Genomic DNA, 24,441 nt, shown 5'->3' with positions numbered 1-24,441 from the left:
GCGATCAGCGCGGCGCCTCGGTCGTTTCGACAAGCTCGGCAACCAGCGTTTCGACATCGCGCCCTTCGATTTCCGCGGAAGGGGAGAGCGTAAGCCGGTGGCGCAGGACTGGCACGGCGAGCGCCTTGATGTCATCGGGAATGATGTAATTGCGGCCATGCAGCGCCGCGCGGGCGCGACCCGCATTGGCGAGCATCACAGCCGCCCGGGGACTTGCCCCAACCGCGAGGTCAGCGTGTTCGCGCGTTGCGCGAACCAGTCTGACCACATAATCGATGATCTCCTGCGCAACTGTGACCTGATCGACGGCGGTGCTCGCTTCAGCCAGCCTTGCCGGGTCAGCGACGGCGGTAATGCCGAGTTCCGCCGGTCGTGGAGGCCCCTGTCGCTGACCGAATTGCTGGACGATTTTCGCTTCCTCGCTCTCGTCGGGATAGCGCACGAGCAGCTTGAACAGGAACCGGTCCAACTGCGCTTCGGGCAGCGGATAGACCCCCTGGCTTTCGATCGGGTTCTGCGTTGCGACAACCATGAAGCGGTCGGGCAGGGAGTGAGTTTCCCCATCCAGCGTCACGCGGCGTTCCTGCATCGCTTCAAGCAGGGCGGCCTGAGTCTTGGGCGGGGTCCGGTTGATTTCGTCCGCCAGCAGAAGCTCGCAGAAGATCGGGCCGCGCGTCAGAGTGAACTGGCTGGTCTGGAAGTTGAACAGGTTGGAACCGAGAATATCGCCGGGCAGCAAGTCCGGTGTGAACTGGATACGTCCAAAATCGAGGCCCAACGCAGTCGAGAAACTCTGCGCAAGGAAAGTCTTTGCGGTACCCGGCGGACCTTCGAGCAGGACATGCCCCTGGCTGACCATCGCGATCAGCAGATGCTCGATCATTTCGTCCTGCCCGACGATAGCCTTGCCGACCTCGCTGCGAATGCTCCCGGCCAGATCGCGCAATTGGTCAAGCGTCATGGTCATCTCTCGAGTTTCCTTTCCAGTTCCTTCAGCGCGCCAGCGGCTCGCAATATGTCTTTTGGCCTGCGCGCTGCGCGCAAGGCATCGGCTCGGTTGAGCAGGGGCTCTTCATTCGGCAGGCGCCTTGCCAGCGCTGCAGAGACGGTCTCGATATTGGCGCGCGGTATGCCGAGGCGCTTGGCCAGCCTGCGGGTGGTCAGCGCAATGTAGGGCTCGGCGAGCAAACGCAGACGGCGCGCGCGCAGGATGAGGCCAGCGCCGTTGGAGACCAACCGGTGCTTGCCGAAAGCGATCGACTGACGCTCTGCCAGGGCAGGGCCGAAGCGGATGAACGCGCGCCACGCAATGATGACAAGCGCCAGGATCAGGCACAGCGTGGCAGCGAGAAAAGGCGGGCGAAAGGCGAGGGTGAGCAGGTTTTCAGAGCCACCAAGCCCGTTGAGCGTCACATCGAAGACAATCGGGGTGTCTTCGTCATAGCCCAGTTCGTTGACCACGGCGAGCGCCACGGCTGCACGCGATCTGTCAGCCAGACCATAATTGTTCATCAGGTCCGGTTCGACGACAATCGTGACAGGGTAGGCGTCAACAAAGAAATCACTCTCCTCATCGCCGAGCACCGAACTGACGAGGACATCGCCTTTCGAGCTTCTGACGAGTGGCATGTGCCCGGGGGTTTCATTGATCGCGTTGTAGCGCCCATCCGGCAACATCCCGGACTGACCAAAGCCTGACCAGCCGACGGGATCGGGGCCTGCGCGCTCATTATCCTGTCCGGCCAGGATTACCGCGTCAATCACCGCCTCCTCAGCCGCTGCAGGAGCCTGCGCGTCCGTTGTATTGGCCGCATCTTCTGCTGCATCGGCGACCTGTTCAGGCACCCAGGGCTGTTGTACGGAAAGCCAGTAAGGCTCCTCCAGTTCCTCGATCCAGCCGGGCTTTGACGCGTACACAAGCTGCACCCAGCCATCTCTCACTTCAATATCATCCGTGATGTCGTCGCGCAGGCGCTGAGCATACCATTTCGGCAGGATGATCAGCGTCGGACCGGTACTGTATCGCTCCTCGAGGATCGCCTGAATGTCCTCCGCAGTGGCATTGTGCGGCGGTGTGAGGACCAGCAGGCCAAATGTGCCCATCCCGGTGGGCGAGCGCGAAATCTCGACTTCTCGTCCTTCATTGCGCAAGAGCTCAACCAGGCCGGAATAGCCATTGAGGCCATTGGACGAGGCATGGCTTCCGCCATCGTTGGACTGCCGGCTGGTCTGGCCCGCACCGATCAGCGCGAGCATCGCGATGAAGGCCAGGAAGCTCGCTATCACCAGCGCCACAAGCGTACGCTTGCGGAACGGGCTGGCGCGATGGCTGGCGGCAGACGGAGCTATGCTTGCCGCGCTCATATGGCGCCCGCCTGAATAGGCGCGATGGCAAAGCGTGCATAAGCTGACCTCGCCGCTTCCCAATCTGCTTTGTCCAGCTGGCGCAAGGCAAACAGGCTGCGCTCAACCCGCTCGGCGATCACGCCAAAGGCTTCGCGCGCGGCCTCGGGCAAGTCGCGCAGGGCAGCGAGTTCGCGTGCTGTCGACGAGGGCTCGACCCATTCGGGCCGCGCGGCTGCGATCTGGCCGACGCTGCGTTTAAGCAGCAGGTGGGTCGCTTCGTCATATTGGCCACTGGCGGCCAGCCTGTCCGCTTCCTCCAGCAGAGCAAGGCTTTCCTGCTTGTCCGGGACCCACTGTGCCTCTTCGCCATCTTCCCCGCCGCTCCCGAGATTGCGCAGCATTGGCAAGCCGACCAGGCGATAGAGCAGCATCAGTCCGGCAGCGACCAGCGCTGCGATCAGTACCCATTTGAGCACCGGCCAGATGCCGACGAAGGATTCGCCGAGGTTGAGATTGTCGACCAACCATTCGAGGAAGCGCTCAAGCCAACCGAGTTCGCGCGGCTCAGGCGGAGGGAACACAATCGGCTCGAACTGGATATCGCCGTTGGCGCGCAGATCTTCCCAGCCGGAGAGATCGCTTTCTCCGATTGCATCAGCATCGCTGGTAACTGGCGTTGTGGCTGAGCCCCTCGACATTACTTGCGATGTTGGCATGGGCGGTAAGGCCGCGCAACACAAACCAACCGCAAAAACGGCTTAAATCGCAGTAAAACCGTCAAGATTTTAGGAGCTGGTTAAGACTTAACGCCGTTTGCGCGCCTGGCGATAGCTCCCCAGCACGCGCAGTTCCTTGGAGTGGAAGGCAAGTTCTTCCAGCGCGCGGTCGACACGCGGGTCGCCCGGTGCACCGATAATGTCCGCGTAGAATGTGGTCGCAGTGAAGCTCGCCCCGATCTGGTAGCTTTCCAGCTTGGTCATGTTGACGCCGTTGGTGGCAAACCCGCCCATCGCCTTGTAGAGCGCGGCCGGGATGTTCTTCACTTCGAACACGAAAGTCGTGATCGCATCCTCGCCATCGAGTGTTGCGGGAACGTTGGGCTGCTGGGCCAGGATGACAAAGCGCGTCATGTTGTCAGCGGCATCCTGCACATCGTTCTCGATGATCTTGAGGCCGTAAAGTTCAGCCGCAATCGGCGGCGAGATGGAAGCCAGCGTCGGATCACCTTTCTCCGCTACATAGGCGGCAGCGCCTGCCGTGTCTGCGTGGCTTAGCGGCACAATTCCGCGCTCGCGCAGAAAATGGCGAGACTGGCCAAGCGCCTGCGGATGGCTGTAGGCCGCGCTGAACGGGCCATCACCGAGCGCCATGAGCGCATGGCGGATCGGCATGAAATGCTCGCCGACGATGGAAAGGCCGCTTTCCGGCAGCAGGAAGTGAATATCGGCAACGCGCCCGTGCTGCGAGTTTTCGATCGGAATGATCGCGCAGCCTGCACGACCGTCCTTCACCGCGTCTAGCGCATCCTCGAAGCTGAAGCAGGGCAGCGGTAGCGCCTCCGGCAAGGCTTCCATCGCCGCGCGGTGCGAGTTGGCTCCCGGGCAGCCTTGAAAGGCGACCGCTTGCTGCGGAGCCTTGGCAGCCGCAGCTTGCATCGTTTCCACCATCTGGGTGGCAGGGGCAGGAAAGCTCATCATTGTGGAGAGCCTGCTATCCGCCTCGACGCGGCAGAGCAAGTTGCATTAAGCGCACTGTCCAATGCGCCGTATGGTCTTGCACCTTCGTGCTCGCGCGACTAATGCGGCGCCCAATCGCAAAAGACACGTTCTCGGGAATCACGTTTTACCATGGATGATCGTTTCAATACTGCTGCTGGCTGGGTCCTGTTTGCAGGCATTATCGCGCTGGGTCTTTCAATCCTCAGCGGCAAGTACTTCCACGCTGACAAGGCCGAGCGTCCTGAAGTCATGGGCTATCCAATCGCAGGCGTTGTCACCGATGAAGGCGGCCCTGCGGAAATGTCCATGTCGGAAGCGCTTAACATGATGTCGCAGGACGAATTGATCGCGGCCGGTGAACGTGTCTTTGCCAAGTGCCAGGCTTGCCACACGATCGAACAAGGCGGTGCCAACGGTATTGGCCCCAACCTCTACGGCACAATGGGCTCCACCATCGGCGCCCATGCGGCAGGCTTTGCCTACAGCGCGGCGCTGTCTGGCAAGGGCGGCCAGTGGGACTGGGAATCCATGAACGAATGGCTCAAGAAGCCGAGCGCCTTTGCTGAAGGCACCTCGATGAGCTTTGCCGGTCTCAACAAGATTGAAGATCGCGCGGCGGTTGCGATGTACATCAACTCCTACGGCTCCAACTTGCCGGTACCGGAATTTGTTGCAGCTGTGGCCGAAGAAGCGGTTGAAGCGGGCGATGCGTCGGAAGAGCCGGCTGAGGAAGCAGCCGGAGAAGCCACCGAGGAAGCGGCCGCCGAGTAAGCCGCGTTCACGGCAAGTCTAAGCGCGGGGTTTGAAGCCCTGCGCGATCACATACCATTCCGATGAACCCTTGCGGCTGGCTGGCGGCTTGGCGTGCTTGACGCTCTTGAAGTGCGATTTGAGCAGCGCGAGCAGTTCGGTATCGGTTCCCCCCGCAAGGACTTTCGCCACGAAAGTGCCACCTTCCTCCAGCGTCTCGATTGCGAACCAGGCGGCGGCTTCGACCAGTCCCATCGTGCGCAGATGATCGGTCTGCTTGTGCCCTACGGTATTCGCGGCCATGTCTGACAAGACCAGATCGGGCGGGCCGTCGAGCGCCTGCGTCAATGCGCCTGGCGCCGCGTCATCCATGAAATCCATTTGTAGGATCGTGACCCCTTCGAGCGGCTCGGTTTCCAGCAAGTCGATGCCTACGATCCCGGCTCTGGGCGCAAGTTTGCGCACCACCTGCGCCCAGCCACCCGGTGCGATGCCAAGATCGACCACGCGCTGGGCGCCTTTTACCAGTTTGAATTTCTCATCGAGTTCGATCAGCTTGTACGCTGCACGACTGCGATAGCCGTCAGCCTTGGCTTGCTTGACGTAAGGGTCGTTCAATTGCCGCTCTAGCCAGCGCGTGGAAGAGGCGGTGCGCTTCTTCGCTGTGCGGACCCGTCGGTCGGTATTTCTGCCTGAACGACTCATGCCTTTCGCCCGGCTGCGTTGCCATTCAGTTCGGTTGCCATCAGGCTGCGCAGGATTCCTTCGCGAATGCCTCGGTCCGCCACGCCCAGCCGCCTGGCCGGCCAGATGTCGAGGATCGATTCGAGGATCGCGCAACCGGCAACGACCAGATCAGAGCGATCGTTGCCGATACAGGGCAAGGCGCTGCGATCATCACGACTAAGAGTGGAGAGGCGCGCGCTGATATCTCGCATCGCTTGGGAAGGCACAATCAGGCCGTCGACAGCCTTGCGGTCATATTGCGGCAGTTCAAGGTGCAGGCTGGCGAGCGTTGTGACCGTGCCGCTTGTGCCAAGCAGGCGGATGGACGGGTCCAACGCCGCATCGCCAATACGCGCCTTAAATGATGCAAAACTGTCGAGCACGCATCTGCGCATTTCGGCATAGCGGGCCGCGCGGTCTGCATCGCTGCTGCCAGTCCGCGGCACGGTATCAGTCAGCGAGACCACGCCCCAGGGCACACTCAGCCAGTCCTTGATCCTCGGGATCGGACCGCCACCTTCCAGCAGAACGAGTTCAGTCGAGCCGCCACCGATGTCAAAGATAATCGCCGGGCCTTTGCCTTGCTCCAGGAGGATGTGACAGCCCAGCACGGCGAGGCGGGCCTCCTCCTGCGCGGTGATGATGTCGAGCACGATGCCGGTCTCTCGGCGGACCCGCTCGATGAATTGCGCGCCATTGGCTGCACGCCTGCATGCTTCTGTCGCCACCGAGCGAGCAAGATAGACATTGCGGCGGCGCAGTTTCTCGCTGCACACTGCCAGCGCTTCGAGAGTGCGATCCATCGCAGCATCGCTTAGCTGCCCGGTCTTGGCGAGGTTTTCACCCAGCTTCACTACTCGGCTAAACGCGTCGATAACCGTGAAATTTTCGCCCGATGGCCGCGCGATCAGCAAGCGGCAATTGTTCGTTCCCAAATCGAGCGCGGCGTAGGCCTGGTTCGGCCGGGGTCCGGATTGCAAGGAATTGCGGTTCTTGAGCGATGTGAAGCGCGGTTCACCAGCCGCCTTCCCACGCGTTGAAGCGTGATCGCTCTGTTTGCGCCGGTCTGCCCCGCCGTTGTCCTTTGGAGCGGCAGGAGCTTTATCATCCTTGGACCGGGAGGGACGCTTGTAGCGGAAATCGGCTACCTTGCCGGACTTGCCGCCCCTCTTGAACCCGGTCCTGTTCTTCATGTCCGGCGGCTGTGTGTCCGCCATGAAACAGGGTCTTTCTCTTTTCCTCTCGCGCAGAATTTGCACGAGGACTTGAGGCCAAGGTAGCGCGGACCGCGATACGAGACAAGATCACCCGATTAACCAGGTTAGCGTTGTGCTCTCATGAGCCTTCAACGCCGACAGACCTTGACCTTGGGGACAGGCGAAACTAGATGCGCGACGCCTGCCCGCCTGAGCGGAGCGTAATCCACCGCGCGCAGCTGATGCCCCGTCGTCTAACGGCAAGACTACGGACTCTGACTCCGTCAATCGTGGTTCGAATCCACGCGGGGCATCCAACCTTACTTTCACCAGTTCCTGACAATGCTGTCTTGCCCGCACAATCAGTGCGGCGTAGAGCCAAGCCAATGACTGAAAAAGACTTGATGGACCGCCGCTTCTATCCGGCCAGGCAAGAAGCCCGTTTTTCCGATGACTGCCCTGAATGCACGCCGCAAACCCAGCATCCGGCGTACAAACTGGCATTTCGCGATACGGAATTCCTGCTGCGCGAGGAGCTGCGTCCGATCCGCTTCCAGCTGGAGCTGTTGAAGCCGGAGATGCTGCTTGACGAAGCACGGGTTGGCTCGACGCTCGTGATGTATGGCTCGGCCCGGATTCCTTCGCCTGAGAAGGCCCAGGCCAAGATCGATGCAGCGAAGGACGGCAGCGAATACGACCAGAAAGTCGCTCAGCGCCTCGCGGAGAAGGCGAAATACTATCACGAGGCCTACACGCTTGCCCGGCTCGTCAGCGAAAAGGCGATCATTGAAGATGGCAAGCGGCAGTTTGTGATTTGCTCAGGCGGAGGCCCGTCGATCATGGAAGCGGCCAATCGCGGGGCCAGCGATGCGGGCGCGGAATCGATCGGGCTTAATATTGTTCTGCCGCACGAACAGGCACCCAATGCCTACGTCACGCCTTATCTTTCGCTTAATTTCCATTATTTTGCGCTGCGTAAGATGCATTTCCTCCTGCGTGCGCGCGCGGTTGCTGTGTTTCCAGGCGGGTTTGGCACATTCGATGAGCTGTTCGAGCTGCTCACACTGATCCAGACCGGCAAGATGCGTGCCCTGCCGATCCTGCTGTTCGGCAAGGAATTCTGGAACCGCGTCATCAATTTCGAGGCAATTGCCGAGGAAGGCACGATTTCGCCGAAAGATCTCGAACTGTTCCACTGGTGCGAGACCGCAGACGAAGCCTGGGAACACATCGCGGGATTCTACGAATTGGAGAGGTAGCGGGTCTGAATGCGGCTCAGCTTTCGCTTCTTCTGCCTACCGCCTGATGGCCCAGGGGGCCATTGCCAGCGCCAAAACCCGGCGCGGCCTTGATCGCCTGAAACACGAATTGGCGCGATAGCCGCACCGCGTGCTCAAGCGGTTGTCCGTAACCCAGCAAGGTCGCAATCGCGGCTGACAGCGTGCAACCCGTACCGTGCGTATGCGGCGTGTCGATGCGCGCATGGTTGAAGCTGATGGCCTGGCTCCCGTCAGGCGCGAGCAGCAGGTCGATCACGCGGGCATCATGGGTATGGCCGCCCTTGGCAAGAACATGGCAGCCATATTCCATCGCAAGCGCTTGGGCGGCATCGGCCATCCGGTCAAGCGAGCGCAGCTGCGTTTCGGCCATCAGCTCAAGCTCTGGCAGGTTGGGGGTGAGGATCGTTGCGCGGGTAAACAGCAGGTCCTCATTCGCGGCCATGGCGTCTGGCGCGATCAGCGGCACGCCTGAGGTCGAGACCATGACCGGATCGAGCACGACGGGAATGTCCGGATCGAGCTTGCCCAACTCCGCCGCGACCGCTTCGATGATAGCGCGATCATGCAGCATGCCGATCTTGACCGCATCGACGCCGATATCCGCCGCGCAGGATGCAATCTGCTGCGCGACGAAATCGGGGCTCATGGGAGCTATCGCCTGAACGCCCACGCTGTTTTGCGCGGTCGCTGCGGTCAGCGCGGTCATCGCATAGCCGCCGAGCATGGTGATCGTCTTGATGTCGGCCTGGATCCCAGCGCCGCCCGAACTGTCCGAACCCGCGATGGACAGGATGCGGGGAGGGGGCCTAGTCGCCATGAAATTTACGCTCGGTGGAAGGTGGAAACTTCTTCTGCAGCGCTTTGGCGCGGGTCGGGCGATCCATCAGCTCGCCGCCGCAATTGGGGCAGACATCGTCCAGCGCTTCGGCGCATTGGGCGCAAAAGGTACACTCGAAGCTGCAGATGAAGGCGCCAGGCGCTTCAGCGGGAAGATCGAGGCCGCAGCGTTCGCAATCGGGGCGCATGTCGAGCATCAGGTCGCTGCCTTCACCGCATCGCAAATGCGGCCGACAACTGCCTCGACCTGGCTTTCATCATCGCCTTCCGCCATCACGCGAATGACTGGCTCTGTGCCAGAAGGGCGGATTACCAGTCGGCCCTTGCCGGCAAGTTCACGTTCGGCCTCCGCGATCACGGCCTGGACTGCTGCATTTTCCAGCGGCTTTCCGCCTTCATAGCGGACATTGCGCAAGAGCTGGGGGACCGGCTCGAACATATGCAGCAGTTCGCTGGCTGGTTTGCCGGTCCTTACAAGGCTCGCCAGCACTCGCAGCGCCGCGACGGTCCCGTCACCCGTTGTCGCATGGTCAAGCAGGATCATGTGCCCCGATTGCTCCCCACCGACATTGAAGCCGCCTTCCTTCATTCGCTCAAGCACGTAGCGATCGCCGACCTTGGTCCGCTCCAGCGTTAGCCCGATCCCGTGAAGATAACGCTCAAGCCCGAGATTGGACATGACCGTGGCGACCACTCCGCCACCTGCCAAAGCGCCTTTTTCCAGCATTCTCGTGGCAATAACTGCCATGATCTGGTCGCCATCTACCGCTTTGCCTTGCTCATCTACAACGATCAGCCGGTCAGCATCTCCGTCAAGCGCGATCCCGATATGCGCGCCTTCCTCGACGACCTTCTGCTGCAAGGCTGCAATGCTGGTCGAACCGAACCCGTCATTGATGTTGGTGCCGTTGGGCGACACGCCGATAGAGATCAGGTCAGCGCCCAGCTCCCATATCGCAGTCGGCGCAACCTTGTAAGCTGCGCCATGCGCGCAATCGATAACCACCTTGAGGCCATCAAGACGGATGTCTGCCCCGATCGAGCCCTTGATGGCGTGAATATACCGACCCGGCGCATCGTCAATCCGCCAGGCTCTGCCGATTCGCGATGCCTCGGCCAGCAGCGGCTCCTCGTCCATCAAGGCTTCGATCTGCGCTTCATCGTCGTCTGAAAGCTTGAAGCCGTCGGGGCCGAACAGCTTTATCCCATTGTCTTCGTAAGGGTTATGGCTCGCCGAGATCATCACGCCGAGATCAGCGCGCATTTCGCGGGTTAGCAGTGCAATGGCGGGTGTCGGCAGCGGTCCGGTCATGATCACGTTCATGCCGACACTGGTGAAGCCTGCCACCAGCGCGCTTTCCATCATATAGCCCGACAGCCGCGTATCCTTGCCGATCACGACGCGATGCTGATGACCACCGCGCATGAAGTGCCGCCCAGCCGCCTGCCCCACTCGCATCGCAGTGCTGGCCGTCATGACACCTGCATTGGTGCGTCCTCTGATCCCGTCAGTCCCGAAGAATTTGCGCGTCATTGGTAAGCCTGCAACCGGTAAAGGAGCATCGCTTTTGGCGTGGTTGGCGGTCAAAGGGAAGGGGGCGTGCATTTTTCGCGCAAGCCATGCTCAAATTCGCAATTGCAACAAAAAGCTGTCTCGTGCGTTAGAAGAATGGACCCCAAATCAAATCCAAGCCCCCAATCCAATCAACGGAGTTACAATGGCTTTTGCACTGACCCCCCTTCCATATTCAGACACTTCGCTTGCCCCAGCCATCTCGGCGGAGACGCTGTCCTTCCACCACGGCAAGCACCACCAGGCCTATGTCGACAAGATGAACGCCGCGATCGAAGGCACCGATCATGCAGGCTCATCCATGGAAACAATCATTGCTGCGGCACGCGGCAGCAACCAGGGCCTGTTCAACAATGCGGCGCAAAGCTGGAACCACGCGTTCTACTGGCACTCGATGGCGGCCGAGAGTACTGCGCCATCAGCCGAACTTTCCGCCAAGATCGATGAAGCTTTTGGTTCCATCGACGAGCTCAAACAGCAGCTCAAGGATCGCGGCGCTGGCCATTTTGCCAGCGGCTGGGTCTGGCTGGCGGAAAAGGATGGCAAGCTTTCAATCGAAGAAACGCATGATGGCGATACGCTGGCCGACAGTGACTTCAACCCGCTACTGACAATCGATGTTTGGGAACATGCCTACTATCTCGACCACCAGAACAAGCGTCCTGCCTATCTTGATAGCGTAATCGAGCAAAAGCTGAACTGGGCGTTTGCTAGCGAAAACCTCGCGCGCGGCGCGACCTGGGTCTATCCGAAATAAAGATCAGGTCCATCTTTGCTTGAAAAGGCCCGCTGCGCGATTTCAACGTGGCGGGCCTTTCTTTGCCCTACAGGGTCTTGGCACCGATACCGTTGCCTGCCGCCACGTCGTCGAGCTCCTCGAGGATTGCCCGATGCGCGGAATCATCATCGACCGATCGCCGGGGGATCGAGCCGTCTTCGAGCATGGAGGTTAGCGCGGCCCGAGCCCGTCCAACACGGCTCTTGATCGTACCGACCGCGCAGCCGCAAATCTGTGCCGCCTCCTCATAGGAAAATCCGCCTGCTCCGACGAGCAACAGGGCTTCCCGGCGTTCCGGCGGGAGCGTCAAAAGGGCGCGATGCATGTCTGACAGGTGGATCGGCTCTTCCTGTCCTGCCGGGGCGGTCAGAATGCGTTCTGCAACTGTCTCGTCATATTCTCCGCGGAACCGGTTGCGCCTCATGTCGGTCAGATAGGCATTGCGCAGGATAACGAAGGTCCAGGCACGCATGGAAGTGCCAGGCTCAAAGCGATCTTGCGCTGCCCATGCCTTCAGCAGTGCCTCCTGAACGAGGTCATCCGCCATGTCGGGTCTGCCACACAGGCCGCGGGCAAACGCGCGCAGATGCGGGACTACGTCTGTCAGTTCGCGCTTGAACTCAGCGCGTTCAGCTGCGGTGCGCTTGGGTTTGTCAGAAGTCTTTGTCTTGGCCATCAGTGTCTGCCGCTTTCAGGCTCATCGTCGAGCTTGGCGAGCAGATCCTTGAAATTGTCAGGCAATGGCTCATCGACGACTGAATCGTAGAGCTTGCGCAGTCCATCTGCCCAGTCCGGTTTGCGCGGCTGGCCGGAGTTCGACCGACAGCTCGAACTGTCATCCTTGCCGTGCGGCTTGGGCGAATGGTTCGCTTGAGGCGTCTTTTCCGATCCCATGAAATCCTTCATCGTTCATGAGGACCGGTGCCCTCACTTGCATCCCAAGTTGCGAATTTGGCCTCCATACGGACACACGCATAGGAACGAAAGCTCCTGTCTTTGGTTCCCATGAGCGAAGGTAAACTCCATACCTCGAGGTAAAATGATCGCTCAAGCCCGCCTGGTAAATCGATGTCTGAAAGCCCCGTAGCGCCAGGCTCATCCAAAGCATGGCCCCCAATGGGCCGGACCGGGCTATCGGAGCCGCCCCGCAGACCTGCTCAAGCTTGGCTAATCAAATATCCCAGAGCCGTGCCGATCGCGATTTTTCTCGCGATTTTGTCCATCACCGGCCTCAGCGTGTTTGCGATCGAAAAGGGCGAGGATCGCAGGGAACATGCCGCGCTCGAAGAGGCGACGCAGCTTGTGGCATCAGCGCTCGATCGACGTGGTCATACCAACGCTTCCTATCTGCGCGCCGGTGCGGCGCTGGCAGGCTCTGTTGAGACTGTCGATCTCCCGCTGTTCCGGCGCTTTGTCTACGAACTCAGGCTGGATGCTGATTTTCGCGGGTCGGACGGGATCGGCTGGGCTGAAGCCATCGCTCCTGAGAAAGCGCGGGATTTTGAGCGACGGATCGGCGATCAGTTGAGCCGCTCGGTTTTGGTCAACCCGCGTCCTGAACAAGCCGCCGAGATGCTTGTGCCGGTCACATTCCTAGAACCCGATACGGAGCGCAATCGCCGGGCTCTTGCCTATGACATGTATTCCGAACCTCGGCGGCGCGCGGCCATGAGAGAGGCCGTTCAATCCGTTACGCCGGTCGCCTCTGCCCCGATCGTGTTGCTTCAGGAAGGTGAGGGGGACGCACCCGGCTTCCTTGTCTACATGCCGGTATTCGAGGACTTTGACGGTGGTAGGCGGCTCAAGGGGTTCATCTACAGTCCTTTCAATGCTCGCGATTTGCTGTTGTCGGCGATTGAGCTTTCAGGTGCTAAACGCATCGCTGTCAGCCTGTATGACATCCAGGCTCAGCCAAATGACCCGCTGGTTTCGATCGGTAACGCCGGTTCCACCAGCCTGCTCCAGAGCGCTGATGTGGAAATCGCAAGCCGAATGTTCAGGCTGGAAGTGCGCGCGCCTCATCGGCCTGCATTATCGCCATTGTCGATGGCGACATTGCTGTTCGGCCTTGCCGTTGCGAGCCTGCTGATGCTGCTGGCTCGGTTGCTCACACAACAGGCGCTTGAAGATGAAGCGTCGCTTGATCGCTTTGCCCAGCAGGTCTCGATCCGGGATTCTCTTACCCGCGAACTGAATCACAGGGTCAAGAATACTCTGGCCAATGTCTTGTCGATCATCTCGCTTACCCGCCGCAGGACACGCGACATTGATGAATTTGCAGATGGCCTGGAGGGGCGCATTCGCGCGATTTCCGCGACCCACGCCTTGCTGACTAACTCGGAGTGGGGAACGACGCCGATCAGTGCTGTGGTTGAAGTCGAAGTTGCGCCCTATATCGGCGATGAAAGCAATGCTGTGTCCATGTCGGGCCCGCATGTCGAGCTTGCCCCGAATGATGCGTTGTCACTTGGGCTCGCGATCCACGAGCTTTCGACGAATGCGGCAAAATTCGGTGCGCTCAGCGTAGCCGGCGGGTCAGTGAAGATTTCATGGGACCTGACCGATGATGGGCTCGCTGTCGTCGAATGGGTCGAAGACGGTGGACCTTCGGTCTCGTCCATCCGCAAGCCGGGTTTCGGCACTGACCTGATCGAAAAGATCGTAGCGCACGAGTTGCGCCATCCAGTCGATCTGAGTTTCAACGAAACAGGGGTGCGCTGCACCTTGCGTGTCCCCGTGCGTCAGCGCGGCGAATTTCAGCTCAGGGCCGAACAGTTGGCAAGGGGTGAGGGCTAAAACCCTACAACGGCTTGCTGTGGCCGAAAAACAGTGCCTGACTGATTGCTGCACGAACCGTGCGTTCCTCAAACGGCTTTGTCACGAGATAGGTCGGCTCCGGCCGGTCGCCGGTCAGCAGCCGCTCCGGATAGGCGGTGATGAAGATCACGGGCACCTCGGTGATCGCAAGGATATCTTCAACCGCATCGATCCCGGACGAACCGTCCGCAAGTTGGATATCGGCGAGGACAAGACCGGGCATCTTTTCCGCAACCACGTTTTGTGCCTGTGTCCGCGTCGCGGCAGTCCCGCAGATCTGGTGGCCCAGCGACGAGACGAGGTCCTCCAGTTGCATGGAAATCAGCGGCTCATCCTCGATAATCAGGACGCTGGTCTTGGCCTCTCGATCGATCTCCGCGATGGCTTCATCAACCAACGCGTCTACGTCATCCGGCTCCAGCGCCAGTATCTCTGCCACCTGCGCGGTGCTGAAATCCTCCAGAGTTGTAAGCAGCAGGGCCTGCCTGTTGAGCGGTGTAACTGAAGCCAGGGCTGTGCTGGCTGCGCTATCGGCGGCGTCAGTATCGCCGCTGGCCGATGCCCAGACCAAGGTGAACGCGCGATAGAGTGCAACCCGGCCAGCCTCTAGCGACTGTTTCAATTCCTGGTCAGCAAGCGCTGCTTCGAGGGTAGCTCGGACATAGGCATCGCCTGAGCCCTGCGAGCCGGTCAGCGCGCGAGCGTAACGCCGAAGATAGGGCAATTGTGCAGCGATCTTTTCACTCAATGACATGCGCTTAACATTCCCTTCACAGGCCTCGTTACTGCAGGCCAAAAGCTATCTGGCGGCCTTTTAGCCAACCTTCTCATCAGTCAAACTCCTATGCGAAGGAAAAAGTTTCAAAAAATACGCTTTGCCCGGGAACCGGCGTTTCGTCTGAGCATTTAGGTTTCGTCACCGCCGAGACCCCCCTCCCGTCCAAGCGGCTGGTGATACGATCCCGAAGGTCCCCGACCTCCTGTACGGAGGGCGGGGGCCTTTTTCGTTGATGCCTCGGCAGCTGGAAATCGCGTCAGCGACGCAGCGATCAAAGCGCTTTCTCGAACACCCAATATTCTCGATTGACCTTGCTTTCGATTGCGTCGGCGATCGCTTTCATCCCTTCGTTGTCATCAAGGATCCAGCCGATTTCACCGCGCTCGCTGTCATAAAGATCACATGCATTATGCCGAATTTGACTGATCATCATGAAGGCAAGCTGGCTTGCCAGCCGAGAATTGTGTAGTTCTTTCCTCACACCCATCAAAGGGACCCGCATTCCCGATCCAGCAGGGTTTCGCATCCATTTGAGCAAGTGGAACCAGCCAAGCGGAAACAGCTTGCCATCGACCTTTTTGAGGACGTGATTAACGTCGGGAAAGGTGAGCATGAATGCCATCGGCCTGCCTTCCACCTCGGCAATCATGTTGAGCGGCTCATGGATGATGGGGCGCAGTTTCTTCCCCGCATAGGCGATTTCCTCCGGGGTAAAGGGAACGAAGCCCCAATTGCTGGACCAGGCATCATTCAGGATTGTCAGAATGATTTCGACCTCTGCATCCCAGTCGTTCTTGCGGACTTGCCTTACATGAATGCGTTCGTTGCGTTCGCCCGACTTCACGATGCGCTGAATAAGTGGGGGGAACTCATTGCGGACATCGAGATCATAGGTCAGCAGCGACTTGGCCTTGCGGTAGCCCGCATTCTCAATCCACTCGCGATATTCGGACGGGTGGTGACCCATCATAATCATCGGTGAATGGTCCTGGCCTTTCACCAGCAAGCCCGGTTCTTCCCAGATCGAGAGCGAGATCGGCCCCAGAACCCGCGTAATGCCTTGTTCACGCAGCCATTCCTCCGCAGCCACCAGCAGAGCCAGTGCGACCTGTTCGTCCGCTGCATCGAACAGTCCGAAATTTCCCGTGCCGGGGCCAAATCCCTGCTCGGCAGGCATCTTGAGCGCAAGCTCGTCGATATGCGCAGAGATGCGTCCTGCTGCCTGACCGCCGCGTCGGGCGATAAACATCTGCGCCTTGGCATGGCCGAAGAAGGGGTTCTTTTCGGGATTGATCAGCTCCAATTGCTCCCCGCGCAGTTGCGGCACGGAGTGGGGAAGCCGGGCGGCGAATGCGCGGCCGAGATCGACAAACTCCACGCGTCCCTGCTTGCCGCTTACCGGCTCGATCACTATCTGCGAATGGCTCACTGCAACACCCCGACACGATTTGCATATTCAGGCCCCATTAGCTCTGAGTGTGCAAATTGCGCCAAGTCAAGCAACTGAGCCGATTACTCTGTTAGAGAAACCGAGTTTGTCCTTGCCGCAATAAATGCGGTATGAGGCGCAGCAGAGACATACCTATGAATGCAAGTCGAACATTAGACCCTGCCAATCCGGCCGTTGCAACCCGCCCGACGCGGCTCGATTTCCTGTCAAGCGACGACAAGGAAATGCTGCGTGCTGCGCGCGACGCGGTCAAGGATCTGGGGGCGGCAAGGGCCGCGTTCTACTGGCCGGACATGTTGGTCTCAGCCGCTTTGGGTTATGGCGCGACAGCTTTCGCCATCCTTACCGCATCGCTGCCCTTGGCGGTGCTGAGTGGCCTTGTGGCCGCACTCGCTTTCTACCGCGCGCTGATGTTCATTCATGAGCTTACCCACATCCACCGTGATGCGCTGCCCGGATTTCGCTTGGGCTGGAACCTCCTCGTCGGCATTCCCTTGCTTACCCCCAGTTTCATGTATGAAGGCGTGCACACGCTGCACCACAAGCGCACGCAATATGGGACCGTCGAGGATCCTGAATATCTGCCGCTTGCCTTGATGAAGCCATGGTCGCTCCCGGCCTTTGTCCTGATCGCCTTGCTCGCGCCGATCGCATTTCTCGTGCGCTTTGGCGTGCTGGTGCCGCTTGGCGCGATTATCCCGCCGATCCGCAGGTTGGTTTGGGCGCGCGCGTCAGCCTTGTCGATCAATCCCGATTTCCGCCGCAAGCCACCTGAGAGTGCGTTCCGTCAGCGGGTGCTATGGCAAGAAACTGGCGGAATGCTGTGGGCATGGACGTTGCTGGCGAGCACGCAGGTGTTAGGCTGGCGTCCGCTCCTGATCGCGCTCGCCATCCTTTCGCTGACCGCTCTGCTCAACCAGCTGCGCACGCTTGTGGCGCATCTGTGGGAGAATGACGGCGAACCAATGACAGTAACCGCGCAATTCCTTGATAGCGTCAATGTACCGCCCCCCGGCCTTGCTGCTGAAATCTGGGCGCCGGTGGGCCTTCGCTATCATGCGCTGCATCACTTGATGCCGTCGATGCCCTATCACGATCTGCCCGAGGCGCATCGCCGCCTGAAGCAGGAATTGGGTGAGGCATCAACCTATGACGGGGCTAACCACTCCGGTATGCTATCCCTTGTCGGCAAGATCGCGCGCAGCACGATGGTGCCGCGCTCGCGATAAACAAGCGCTCTAGTCGAGAAAACAGATCATCGCGCAGCGGCGTTGGGCTGGAAGCCCGTTATCGGCTTCGAGTGCAAGCTCGCCTGCAAGCCGTGGATGCGCATCGAGCGCTGTGACTTCCTCAAATCCCAGCCGCTCGTAGAAAGGGGCATTCCAAGGCAGATCTCGAAAACTCGTAAGTGTCAGCGCGCGAAAGCCGGAATTGCGCGCGTCGACCTGACAGGCCAGTACCAGTCCTGCGCCGATACCCCGCCGCTGAAACGATGGGTGTACGTCCATTTCCCAAATGTGCAGTTCGCCGCTGAATGGCTGTGTCACGAGGAAGCCCGCCATGGCATCCCCTACATGCGCAACCAGGCAGTGGCCCTTGCGGATCAGCGAGCGCAGCGCGCTCGGCTGCCAGGTCTCACGCAAATTCAACCCTGCCAAGCCGGGGTCGCCGACTAACATAGCCGCAGCCGCTTCCTCAAGCGCGGGCATCTGCTCTGCGTCGTCTGGCCGAGCGAGCCGCAGTGACCAGTCGCTCATTCTTCTGTGCGGATCAGCACTGTTTCACCGACGAGCAGGAATAGCAGGAACGGCGCCCAGGCGGCGAGGAGTGGCGGGTATCCCCCGAAGCTGCCCATGGCGAGCGCAGCATTGTCGACGACGAAATAAGCAAATCCGAGCGCCATTCCGATAATCGCACGCACGAACAACTGGCCCGATCGCGCCAGACCAAAGGCTGCAACAGCGCCCAACAAGGGCATCAGAAACGCAGATAGTGGCCCGGAAATCTTGTGCCACCATTTTGCGCGCAGTTCAGCCGTGCGCTTGCCGACTGCTTCATAATCGTCAATCGCCCGGGCAAGCTCAAAGAAGCCGGTGGCGTCAGGATCAACCGCCTCCAGCTCGATCTGGTCGGGTGTCAGACCTTCTCCAACGACGATTGCGGGAAGTGCCTCTGTTGCAGCCGCAGCGACATCAAACCGCACGGGATCTTCGAGGCGCCAACCGGGATTCGCATAGACCGCGCGCTTGGCCGTGATCTGCTGGCGCAGCATCCCGCCCGAGGCGCGTTCATACCAGCTGATGTCTTCCATCACAGTCGCAGCGCCTTTGCCGTTGAGTGTGGCCGCGGTCATGATATTGGCGCCGTCGGTCAGGTAGATATTGGATCGTGTCTCGGGACTTGCCGGAATCTGGCCGTATTCAGTCCCTTCCCACGCCTTGAGCGTTCCTGTTGCGCGGGTCACGACCCGCTCGTTGAAGGCAAAGCTGATAATCGAAACGGCGGCTGCGGTTATCAGCAAGGGCGCGAGCACCTGATGCGCTGACAGGCCCGCGGCCTTCATCGCGATCACTTCCGAATTCTGGTTCAGCGTGACGAGGGTTATGATCGTTGCGAGCAGTACCGAATAGGGGAGAAAGCGGGCTATCAGCTGCGGAACGCGCAAGCTGGCATAGGTCCACAGCTCCGTCTCGCCATTGCCTTCGACCGCGAGAATCTTCCCGCTGTTGGAAAGCAGGTCGAGCATCATCAACACCAGGACGAGCATGACCAATACCGCGAAGATACGCACGACGAACAGCCGCGCGAGGTAAAAAGTCAGCGTTCTGGAAGGGAAGAAATCGAGCTGCATGTCTGAGGAGTGCTTGTGCTATTCTGCAGGCGCTGTTTCAAGGTCATTGTCACCAACCGACCGTGGTCCCCGCGGGCGTTTGGACTTGAACAGCTTGCGCAGCCGTTTGACGAGTTTGTCGAAGGCAGTTTCGAGAGCGCCGATCGCTTGACCGCCAGGCACATATGCGACGCGGTAGTACATCCAAATGATAAGCGCCGCGAATATGAGGAACGGACCCCACAAGGCCATAATCGGATCCACCCGGCCAAGTGCTGCCACATCTTCTCCGTACTGGTTCACCTTGTGGTACGAGACCACCATGATGATTGACACGAACACGCCAAGTGCGCTGGTGGATCGCTTTGGCGGGATCGCGAGCGCCACTGCCAGCAGCGGCATCATCAGCATCATCACCACCTCCACCAGTCGGAAGTTGAAGCTTGCCTGACTGGCATCGCGCTTTGCTTCCGGCTGGTTGTCGCTCCAGCCGATTCTGAGAAGCTCGGGCAGGATATATTCACGCTCCGCATCGCCGCGAGCGCGAAACTCTTCAATCGTGGGCAAGTCGATCGGCAGGTCATGCCGAGTGAAGCTGAGTACGCGTGGCGTGGTGCCTTCGGTTCCCGTATCCTGCACGATTGTGCCGTCGGTCAGGCGCAGGATAATCGTATCGGGATCGTCGCTGGTAGCAAGGAATGCCCCTTCGCGCGCGCTGATCGAGAGCACCTGGCCTTTCGAATTGGCAACGCGGGCAAAGATGCCGATCAAGCGCCGCCCATCTTCTTCACTTTCTTCGATGCGGAGCGCCATGCGGTCGGCGAGCGTAGTGAATTCGCCCACCTTGATCGAGGCGCCCAGCGCGCCAGAGCGCAGTTCGTACTCCATCTGCTCGTAGTAATATCGGCTGAGTGGCTGGATGAAGAACACCAGCGCAACGTTCACGATCATCAGAGCGAGCGTGATGAGATAGGGGACCCGCAGCAGGCGATTGTAGCCGAGCCCGACCGCACGCATGACATCGAGTTCGCTCGACGTTGCGAGCTTGCGAAAGGCAAGCAGGATACCGAGGAGGAGCCCTAGCGGTATCGCAAGGCTGGCATATTCAGGGATCAGCGCGCCGAGCATCTTGAACACCACTGCGATCGGGCCGCCTTCGACTGCCACGAAGTCAAACAGGCGCAGCATCTTGTCGAGCAGCAAAAGCGATGCCGCAAGGGCGAACACTCCCAGCATGGGAAAGACGACCAGCTTGAAAATGTAGCGGTCTATGCTGGGGAATAGTCGGTCCACGGCGCTCTGACTTGATGCGATAATATCTAGGGGTTTGTCTCTAGCGGCTAAATCTCTGCACGTCATGCGTTGCTTGCGCGAAGGCCGATGACTGACACCTTACCAGAAGCGGCTACCCGGAATTCCTTTGAAGGGGCCCGCTTCGAACGGGCTGATCCAGCCGCCGTAAAATCCGCCCGGCTGCGGTAAGATCTCATGTCCATCGACCAGGCATTGGTTGAAGGGTTCAGGATAGAAGGCGAGATAGCCGGCAATCGGCGCGAAGGATGAAGTCGGCTTTTCATAGCACCATGCTGTCGCTTCAAATCGATCGCCTTCGATCTCCACATCCCAATAGCTCGCTTGCCCTTTCCATTCACATAAGGAGCGACGCCGATTGCGAGACAAGAGGTCCATCGCGATGTCGGATCGCGGGATGTAATATGTCGGAGGGTGGCTGGTTTCCAGTGTGCGCCAGGCCTTGCAGCTGTCGAGCAGTGTGGCACCGCGATGGATAATCTGGATGCGGCGCTGGGTCGGCTCGCAAATGGCGGGACGCGGATAATCCCAGACGCTTTCCTGTCCGGGCCCGATGGGGTGAGGCTGAGGGTGGTGCGGCTGGCGGATGACTGATCTGCGCTGCTTCAGGCTTTCTCGAGCGTGCATTGCAGCGGATGCTGGTTCTGCCGTGCAAAGTCCATGACCTGATTCACCTTGGTCTCTGCCACTTCGTAAGGGAATATCCCGCAAACTCCGACGCCTTTCTGATGCACGTGGAGCATAACGCGGGTCGCTTCTTCCAGGTCCATGTTGAAGAAACGCTTCAGCACCATCACGACGAATTCCATCGGCGTATAGTCATCGTTCAACATCAGGACCTTGTACTGGCTCGGCTTCTTCGGCCGTGCCTTGGCCTTGGTGGCGATGCCGACTTCGTTGTCGCTGTCAGCATCGTCGCTGTCGGGTCCAGCCGTTGAAACGCCGGCAGATGCCAACGCCTGAAGCGAAGACACGTGAACCCGATCGGGCGATGCAAAGGCGTTCAGTCCATTCATACAGTCAGGCGCAATATCGTATCACTCTACATATTCGCAAGGTCGTGCCACGAAGTTAACGTTGCAAGACGAAAATTGGATCCGAGCTTCAAGATCTGATCGGATAACGAAAAGCCGAGGCGCCTGCTAGAGGTGCCTCGGCTTCGGTGTGTCTCGCATCAGGCCGGATAGAGGGAGAGGGAAGCCCAGCCTGGCGGAGAAGTCTTATCTCAGGGCTTAGGCAGCCTTGGAGAATTTCTCTACAGCCACGCTGACGCGGCTGGAGATCGGTGCGAAAGCATCATTGTAGAGCTTTACGATCTCTTCCGTGCGCTTCGAGCCGTAAGAAACAACAGCGTCGAAGTTGCGGCGTGCAAGTTCGCCCTGGAGCTGCATGAGTTCCGTCGGCGACTTGATGGCAGCCATCTTCTTGACGTCGGCTGTTACGGTTTCAACAACGCTCTTGCCGGCTTCAACGTCTGCGCGGACCAGTTCCTGTGCGCCAGCGTAGAAAACCTTGCCGCTTTCGACGACGGCTTCGAGGTTCGCCTTGTTGAACTCGCCTGCTTCGCTTGCAAATTCGCCAGCCTTGGCAGCAGCGGTCTTGATACGAGCTTGAACGTCAGCAGCCATTTCCTTGGCTTGCGCGGTGAAATCGGTGGTCTTGGCAGTGGCCATGATCTTGTCCTTCAATTGAATTACGGGATTGTCAGCAGAAACTTTGGTCTTGGCCGAAGCTTTCTTGGCAGCGACTTTCTTCGGCGCTGCTTTCTTGGCAGGAGCCTTTTTTGCCGCAGCCTTTTTTGTCGCTATCTTTTTTGCAGGGGTCTTCTTGGCGACCGCCTTCTTCACTGCAGCCGGCTTTGCCTTGGGCTTTGGCGCGTCAGCTTCGACCGCCTTCTCGACAGCCTTTTCGCTAACGTTCTTTTTTGCAGCTGCCTCGGCATATGCCTTTTCAGCAGCGGCATCGATCTTTGATGTGGCGGTGGAAGCCATAGGAACCTCGTCTTTGTTGCGCTGCACAAAATAGGCATTGCAACTGCGAAGTCAAGCACTTTTTGTGCACTGCACAAAAAGTGATTTTCGGACGTTATTTCAGAGGTCTATCGTGTCTTGACATACCGGCCAGGCGCATCTTCGATAGTTTCATCACCCTTTCCACCCGGCTTTCTCTTGCCGATTGCAGGTACTTTCGCATGGTCCTGGTCATGCAACCAGTTAAGCCAGTGCGGCCACCAGCTGCCTGGATGTTCTTCGGCGCCGGCAACAAAATCAGACAGCGACTTGGCCTGGCTGTCGCCCACCCAATACTGATATTTGCCAGCGGCTGGAGGGTTTACGACCCCGGCGATGTGGCCTGATCCTGCGAGGATGAAAGTGAGCGGCCCCTTGAAGTGGTCGGTGATGCGCCACACGCTCTCCGCAGGCGCAATATGGTCTTCCTTGCCCGCCTGCACGTAGCTGGGCGTCTTGACCAAGCTGAGGTCGATCTTGGTCCCGTCTGCCTCCATGGCATCGGGCTGGACCAGCTTGTTGTCGCGATAGAGATCGCGCAGATATGCACCGTGCCACTTCGAAGGAAGATTGGTGACGTCGCCATTCCAGTGCAGCAGGTCGAACGCCGGATAGTCTTCGCCCAGCAGGTAATTGTTGACCACGTAGTTCCAGATCAGGTCTTTGCCCCTGAGCGAATTGAATGTCGCGGCAAGATAACGTCCATCGAGATAGCCGTCGGTCGACAGTTTCTCGATCATTGCCAGCTGGCTGTCATCGATAAAGTGCTTGAGCTCGCCGCTCTTCTCGAAATCCACTTGTGCGGTGAAAAAGGTCGCACTCTTGACCTTGTCGTCCTGTTCGCGCCTTGCAAGCACAGCCAATGTTGCTGCGAGCGTGGTTCCCGCGACGCAATAGCCGATCGCATGCACGCTAGGCACCTTGAGCCGGTCGCGAACATGGTCGATCGCATCGATCTGTGCTCGGATATAGTCGTCCCATACGATATCTTTCATGCTCGCATCGGCCGACTTCCAGCTGACGATGAATATAGTGATGCCTTGATCAACAGCCCATTTGATGAAGCTCTTCTTCGGAGTGAGGTCGAGGATATAGAAGCGATTGATCCATGGCGGGAAGATTACCAGCGGCGTTTCCAGAACCTCGTCGGTCGTCGGGCTGTACTGCACCAACTGATAGAGCGGGGTCTCATGGACCACCTTGCCGGGGGTCGCCGCCAGGTTTTCGCCAAGCGTGAAGGCATCGGAATCGGTGTGCGTCAACTGGCCGCGCTTCAGGTCATTGACCAGATGGCGCATGCCATTGACGAGATTCTGGCCGCGGGTTTCAATGGTGCGCTTCAGAACGACCGGGTTGGTTGCGAGGAAATTCGCCGGACTCATCGCTTCGATCAGCGCGTTCGTCGCGAATTCCAGCTGCTGCTTCTTCTCAGGCGCTACGCCTTCGACCTGCTTGGCGGTCTGGATGAAATATTCTGCGAGCATGAGATAGGTCTGATGGAGCACAGCGAATGCCGGGTGTTCGGCCCAGGCTGGATCGGAGAACCGGCGATCCTGTTTCGGCAGAGCGGCGGCTTCATCGGGGCCCTTTTCGCTCACTGCAGCGGTAAAGCGCTGGAACACACTCTGCCACATTGCGACTGTATCGCCCGCCAGTTTTGCTTGAAGCGCGAAGGGGCCTGTGGGAATTTGCTTCGCGAGAGATTCCGTCATCAGCATCCAGCGCATCGGATCGAACGGATTTGCGCCTTCAGCTTCCTTTTGCGATTGCTCCCGCACAAAATCGAGCCAGATCACCTTGAGCTCTTGTGCCGTCGCGGCCCAGCTTGCGGCGTCCTGTGTACTCAGGGATTGCCCTGAGAAGAATTCAGCCAAGGGCGTACTTGCAGCCATTCCACCCGCGATTTCGCGGAGCGCTTCTCCCTGCATGTCAAAAAATGCACGCATGGGGCCGGTTGCCTCAGTCCATATGTCCTTGGGATCTTTGCTCATGCTTCGGTGTCCGGTGGCTAGAAGTAGATATCTCGATAGCAATAGCGAAAG

At 59.2% G+C, this 24,441-nt stretch carries 26 protein-coding genes and 1 tRNA gene; 7 read left to right on the top strand and 20 right to left on the bottom strand.

Annotation, left to right across the window (positions count from 1 at the left end; translation table 11 throughout):
• Positions 1–4 precede the first annotated feature (4 nt).
• The 4 genes from ACG9DO_RS01000 to ACG9DO_RS00985 all read right to left on the bottom strand — a co-directional run bounded on the left by ACG9DO_RS01000 (position 5) and on the right by ACG9DO_RS00985 (position 4,043).
• On the bottom strand, positions 5–967 hold the full coding sequence (locus ACG9DO_RS01000; protein ID WP_394729786.1) for an AAA family ATPase: 963 nt from the start codon (positions 965–967) through the stop codon (positions 5–7).
• Positions 964–2,364 carry a DUF4350 domain-containing protein gene (locus ACG9DO_RS00995; protein ID WP_394729784.1) on the bottom strand — a complete coding sequence of 467 codons (1,401 nt, stop codon included), beginning with the start codon at positions 2,362–2,364 and terminating at the stop codon, positions 964–966. Before ACG9DO_RS00995 ends, ACG9DO_RS01000 begins: the two co-directional genes overlap by 4 nt.
• Complete coding sequence (locus ACG9DO_RS00990) at positions 2,361–3,044, bottom strand: hypothetical protein (RefSeq protein WP_394729782.1); 684 nt, start codon at positions 3,042–3,044, stop codon at positions 2,361–2,363. The genes ACG9DO_RS00995 and ACG9DO_RS00990 overlap by 4 nt, the downstream gene beginning before the upstream one ends.
• A gap of 105 nt (positions 3,045–3,149) precedes the next feature.
• Positions 3,150–4,043 carry a prephenate dehydratase gene (locus ACG9DO_RS00985; RefSeq protein ID WP_394729780.1) on the bottom strand — a complete coding sequence of 298 codons (894 nt, stop codon included), beginning with the start codon at positions 4,041–4,043 and terminating at the stop codon, positions 3,150–3,152.
• A 150-nt stretch (positions 4,044–4,193) separates the two neighbouring features.
• Here ACG9DO_RS00985 and ACG9DO_RS00980 point away from each other — a divergent pair, with 150 nt between their 5' ends.
• Positions 4,194–4,835 (top strand): c-type cytochrome, encoded by a 642-nt coding sequence (locus tag ACG9DO_RS00980; RefSeq protein WP_394729778.1) that lies wholly within the window; start codon positions 4,194–4,196, stop codon positions 4,833–4,835.
• An 18-nt stretch (positions 4,836–4,853) separates the two neighbouring features.
• Here ACG9DO_RS00980 and ACG9DO_RS00975 read toward each other — a convergent pair whose 3' ends face one another.
• Together ACG9DO_RS00975 and ACG9DO_RS00970 are read right to left on the bottom strand one after the other, a co-directional pair.
• Positions 4,854–5,519, bottom strand: coding sequence for an RlmE family RNA methyltransferase (locus tag ACG9DO_RS00975; RefSeq protein WP_394729776.1), 666 nt, complete (start codon positions 5,517–5,519; stop codon positions 4,854–4,856).
• Positions 5,516–6,757 (bottom strand): Ppx/GppA phosphatase family protein, encoded by a 1,242-nt coding sequence (locus tag ACG9DO_RS00970; RefSeq protein WP_394729774.1) that lies wholly within the window; start codon positions 6,755–6,757, stop codon positions 5,516–5,518. The genes ACG9DO_RS00975 and ACG9DO_RS00970 overlap by 4 nt, the downstream gene beginning before the upstream one ends.
• Positions 6,758–6,979: 222 nt before the next feature.
• Between ACG9DO_RS00970 and ACG9DO_RS00965 the strand changes: the two genes are divergently transcribed.
• Together ACG9DO_RS00965 and ACG9DO_RS00960 are read left to right on the top strand one after the other, a co-directional pair.
• Positions 6,980–7,053: transfer RNA gene (locus ACG9DO_RS00965), tRNA-Gln, on the top strand.
• Positions 7,054–7,122: 69 nt separating this feature from the next.
• On the top strand, positions 7,123–7,995 hold the full coding sequence (locus tag ACG9DO_RS00960) for an LOG family protein (RefSeq protein WP_394729772.1): 873 nt from the start codon (positions 7,123–7,125) through the stop codon (positions 7,993–7,995).
• Between the two features lie 16 nt (positions 7,996–8,011).
• On the opposite strand, the gene thiD is transcribed toward ACG9DO_RS00960, so the two are convergent.
• From thiD to glmM, 3 genes are read right to left on the bottom strand one after another with little or no spacing between them, the layout of a single operon-like run.
• On the bottom strand, positions 8,012–8,833 hold the full coding sequence (gene thiD / locus ACG9DO_RS00955; protein ID WP_394729770.1) for a bifunctional hydroxymethylpyrimidine kinase/phosphomethylpyrimidine kinase: 822 nt from the start codon (positions 8,831–8,833) through the stop codon (positions 8,012–8,014).
• Entirely contained in the window at positions 8,823–9,050 is a 228-nt protein-coding gene (locus ACG9DO_RS00950; protein ID WP_394729769.1) for a DUF1272 domain-containing protein, read from the bottom strand. Before ACG9DO_RS00950 ends, thiD begins: the two co-directional genes overlap by 11 nt.
• The gene (gene glmM, locus ACG9DO_RS00945; RefSeq protein ID WP_394729767.1) at positions 9,050–10,387 is read right to left on the bottom strand and encodes a phosphoglucosamine mutase; all 1,338 of its coding nucleotides are present in this window, start codon (positions 10,385–10,387) and stop codon (positions 9,050–9,052) included. Before glmM ends, ACG9DO_RS00950 begins: the two co-directional genes overlap by 1 nt.
• Positions 10,388–10,571: 184 nt before the next feature.
• Here glmM and ACG9DO_RS00940 point away from each other — a divergent pair, with 184 nt between their 5' ends.
• The gene (locus ACG9DO_RS00940; protein ID WP_394729765.1) at positions 10,572–11,183 is read left to right on the top strand and encodes a superoxide dismutase; all 612 of its coding nucleotides are present in this window, start codon (positions 10,572–10,574) and stop codon (positions 11,181–11,183) included.
• A 67-nt stretch (positions 11,184–11,250) separates the two neighbouring features.
• On the opposite strand, the gene ACG9DO_RS00935 is transcribed toward ACG9DO_RS00940, so the two are convergent.
• Positions 11,251–11,880, bottom strand: coding sequence for a sigma-70 family RNA polymerase sigma factor (locus ACG9DO_RS00935; RefSeq protein ID WP_394729763.1), 630 nt, complete (start codon positions 11,878–11,880; stop codon positions 11,251–11,253).
• A complete protein-coding gene (locus ACG9DO_RS00930) occupies positions 11,880–12,110 on the bottom strand; it encodes a NepR family anti-sigma factor (protein ID WP_394729761.1) in 231 nt (76 codons plus the stop codon). The genes ACG9DO_RS00935 and ACG9DO_RS00930 overlap by 1 nt, the downstream gene beginning before the upstream one ends.
• Before the next feature lie 282 nt (positions 12,111–12,392).
• On the opposite strand from ACG9DO_RS00930, the gene ACG9DO_RS00925 reads away from it, so the two are divergent.
• Positions 12,393–14,000: a CHASE domain-containing protein gene (locus tag ACG9DO_RS00925; RefSeq protein WP_394729759.1), complete on the top strand. Its 1,608-nt coding sequence runs from the start codon at positions 12,393–12,395 to the stop codon at positions 13,998–14,000.
• 4 nt (positions 14,001–14,004) lie between these two features.
• Here ACG9DO_RS00925 and ACG9DO_RS00920 read toward each other — a convergent pair whose 3' ends face one another.
• Entirely contained in the window at positions 14,005–14,775 is a 771-nt protein-coding gene (locus ACG9DO_RS00920) for a response regulator (RefSeq protein ID WP_394729757.1), read from the bottom strand.
• Between the two features lie 295 nt (positions 14,776–15,070).
• Positions 15,071–16,228: an N-acetyltransferase gene (locus ACG9DO_RS00915; RefSeq protein WP_394729755.1), complete on the bottom strand. Its 1,158-nt coding sequence runs from the start codon at positions 16,226–16,228 to the stop codon at positions 15,071–15,073.
• A 155-nt stretch (positions 16,229–16,383) separates the two neighbouring features.
• Here ACG9DO_RS00915 and ACG9DO_RS00910 point away from each other — a divergent pair, with 155 nt between their 5' ends.
• Positions 16,384–17,478 carry a fatty acid desaturase family protein gene (locus ACG9DO_RS00910; RefSeq protein ID WP_394729753.1) on the top strand — a complete coding sequence of 365 codons (1,095 nt, stop codon included), beginning with the start codon at positions 16,384–16,386 and terminating at the stop codon, positions 17,476–17,478.
• 9 nt (positions 17,479–17,487) lie between these two features.
• Here ACG9DO_RS00910 and ACG9DO_RS00905 read toward each other — a convergent pair whose 3' ends face one another.
• The 6 genes from ACG9DO_RS00905 to ACG9DO_RS00880 all read right to left on the bottom strand — a co-directional run bounded on the left by ACG9DO_RS00905 (position 17,488) and on the right by ACG9DO_RS00880 (position 22,063).
• Positions 17,488–18,006 carry a GNAT family N-acetyltransferase gene (locus ACG9DO_RS00905; RefSeq protein WP_394729751.1) on the bottom strand — a complete coding sequence of 173 codons (519 nt, stop codon included), beginning with the start codon at positions 18,004–18,006 and terminating at the stop codon, positions 17,488–17,490.
• A complete protein-coding gene (gene lptG, locus ACG9DO_RS00900; protein WP_394729749.1) occupies positions 18,003–19,100 on the bottom strand; it encodes an LPS export ABC transporter permease LptG in 1,098 nt (365 codons plus the stop codon). The genes ACG9DO_RS00905 and lptG overlap by 4 nt, the downstream gene beginning before the upstream one ends.
• A gap of 18 nt (positions 19,101–19,118) precedes the next feature.
• Entirely contained in the window at positions 19,119–20,372 is a 1,254-nt protein-coding gene (lptF, locus tag ACG9DO_RS00895) for an LPS export ABC transporter permease LptF (protein WP_394729747.1), read from the bottom strand.
• A gap of 99 nt (positions 20,373–20,471) precedes the next feature.
• Entirely contained in the window at positions 20,472–21,017 is a 546-nt protein-coding gene (locus tag ACG9DO_RS00890; RefSeq protein WP_394729745.1) for a DUF427 domain-containing protein, read from the bottom strand.
• A complete protein-coding gene (gene clpS / locus ACG9DO_RS00885) occupies positions 20,996–21,406 on the bottom strand; it encodes an ATP-dependent Clp protease adapter ClpS (protein WP_394729743.1) in 411 nt (136 codons plus the stop codon). Before clpS ends, ACG9DO_RS00890 begins: the two co-directional genes overlap by 22 nt.
• A 216-nt stretch (positions 21,407–21,622) precedes the next feature.
• Positions 21,623–22,063, bottom strand: a complete 441-nt coding sequence (locus ACG9DO_RS00880; protein WP_394729741.1) for a phasin family protein — start codon at positions 22,061–22,063, stop codon at positions 21,623–21,625.
• Positions 22,064–22,112: 49 nt separating this feature from the next.
• Between ACG9DO_RS00880 and ACG9DO_RS00875 the strand changes: the two genes are divergently transcribed.
• Positions 22,113–22,415, top strand: a complete 303-nt coding sequence (locus ACG9DO_RS00875; RefSeq protein WP_394729739.1) for a hypothetical protein — start codon at positions 22,113–22,115, stop codon at positions 22,413–22,415.
• Positions 22,416–22,488: 73 nt separating this feature from the next.
• Here the strand turns inward: ACG9DO_RS00875 and ACG9DO_RS00870 are convergent, their stop codons facing one another.
• Positions 22,489–24,390 (bottom strand): PHA/PHB synthase family protein, encoded by a 1,902-nt coding sequence (locus ACG9DO_RS00870; RefSeq protein WP_394729737.1) that lies wholly within the window; start codon positions 24,388–24,390, stop codon positions 22,489–22,491.
• Positions 24,391–24,441: the final 51 nt, after the last annotated feature.

This window comes from Altererythrobacter sp. GH1-8, from assembly GCF_043702085.1.
Classification (GTDB): domain Bacteria; phylum Pseudomonadota; class Alphaproteobacteria; order Sphingomonadales; family Sphingomonadaceae; genus Erythrobacter.
This window is presented reverse-complemented; position numbering and strand designations above follow the sequence as displayed.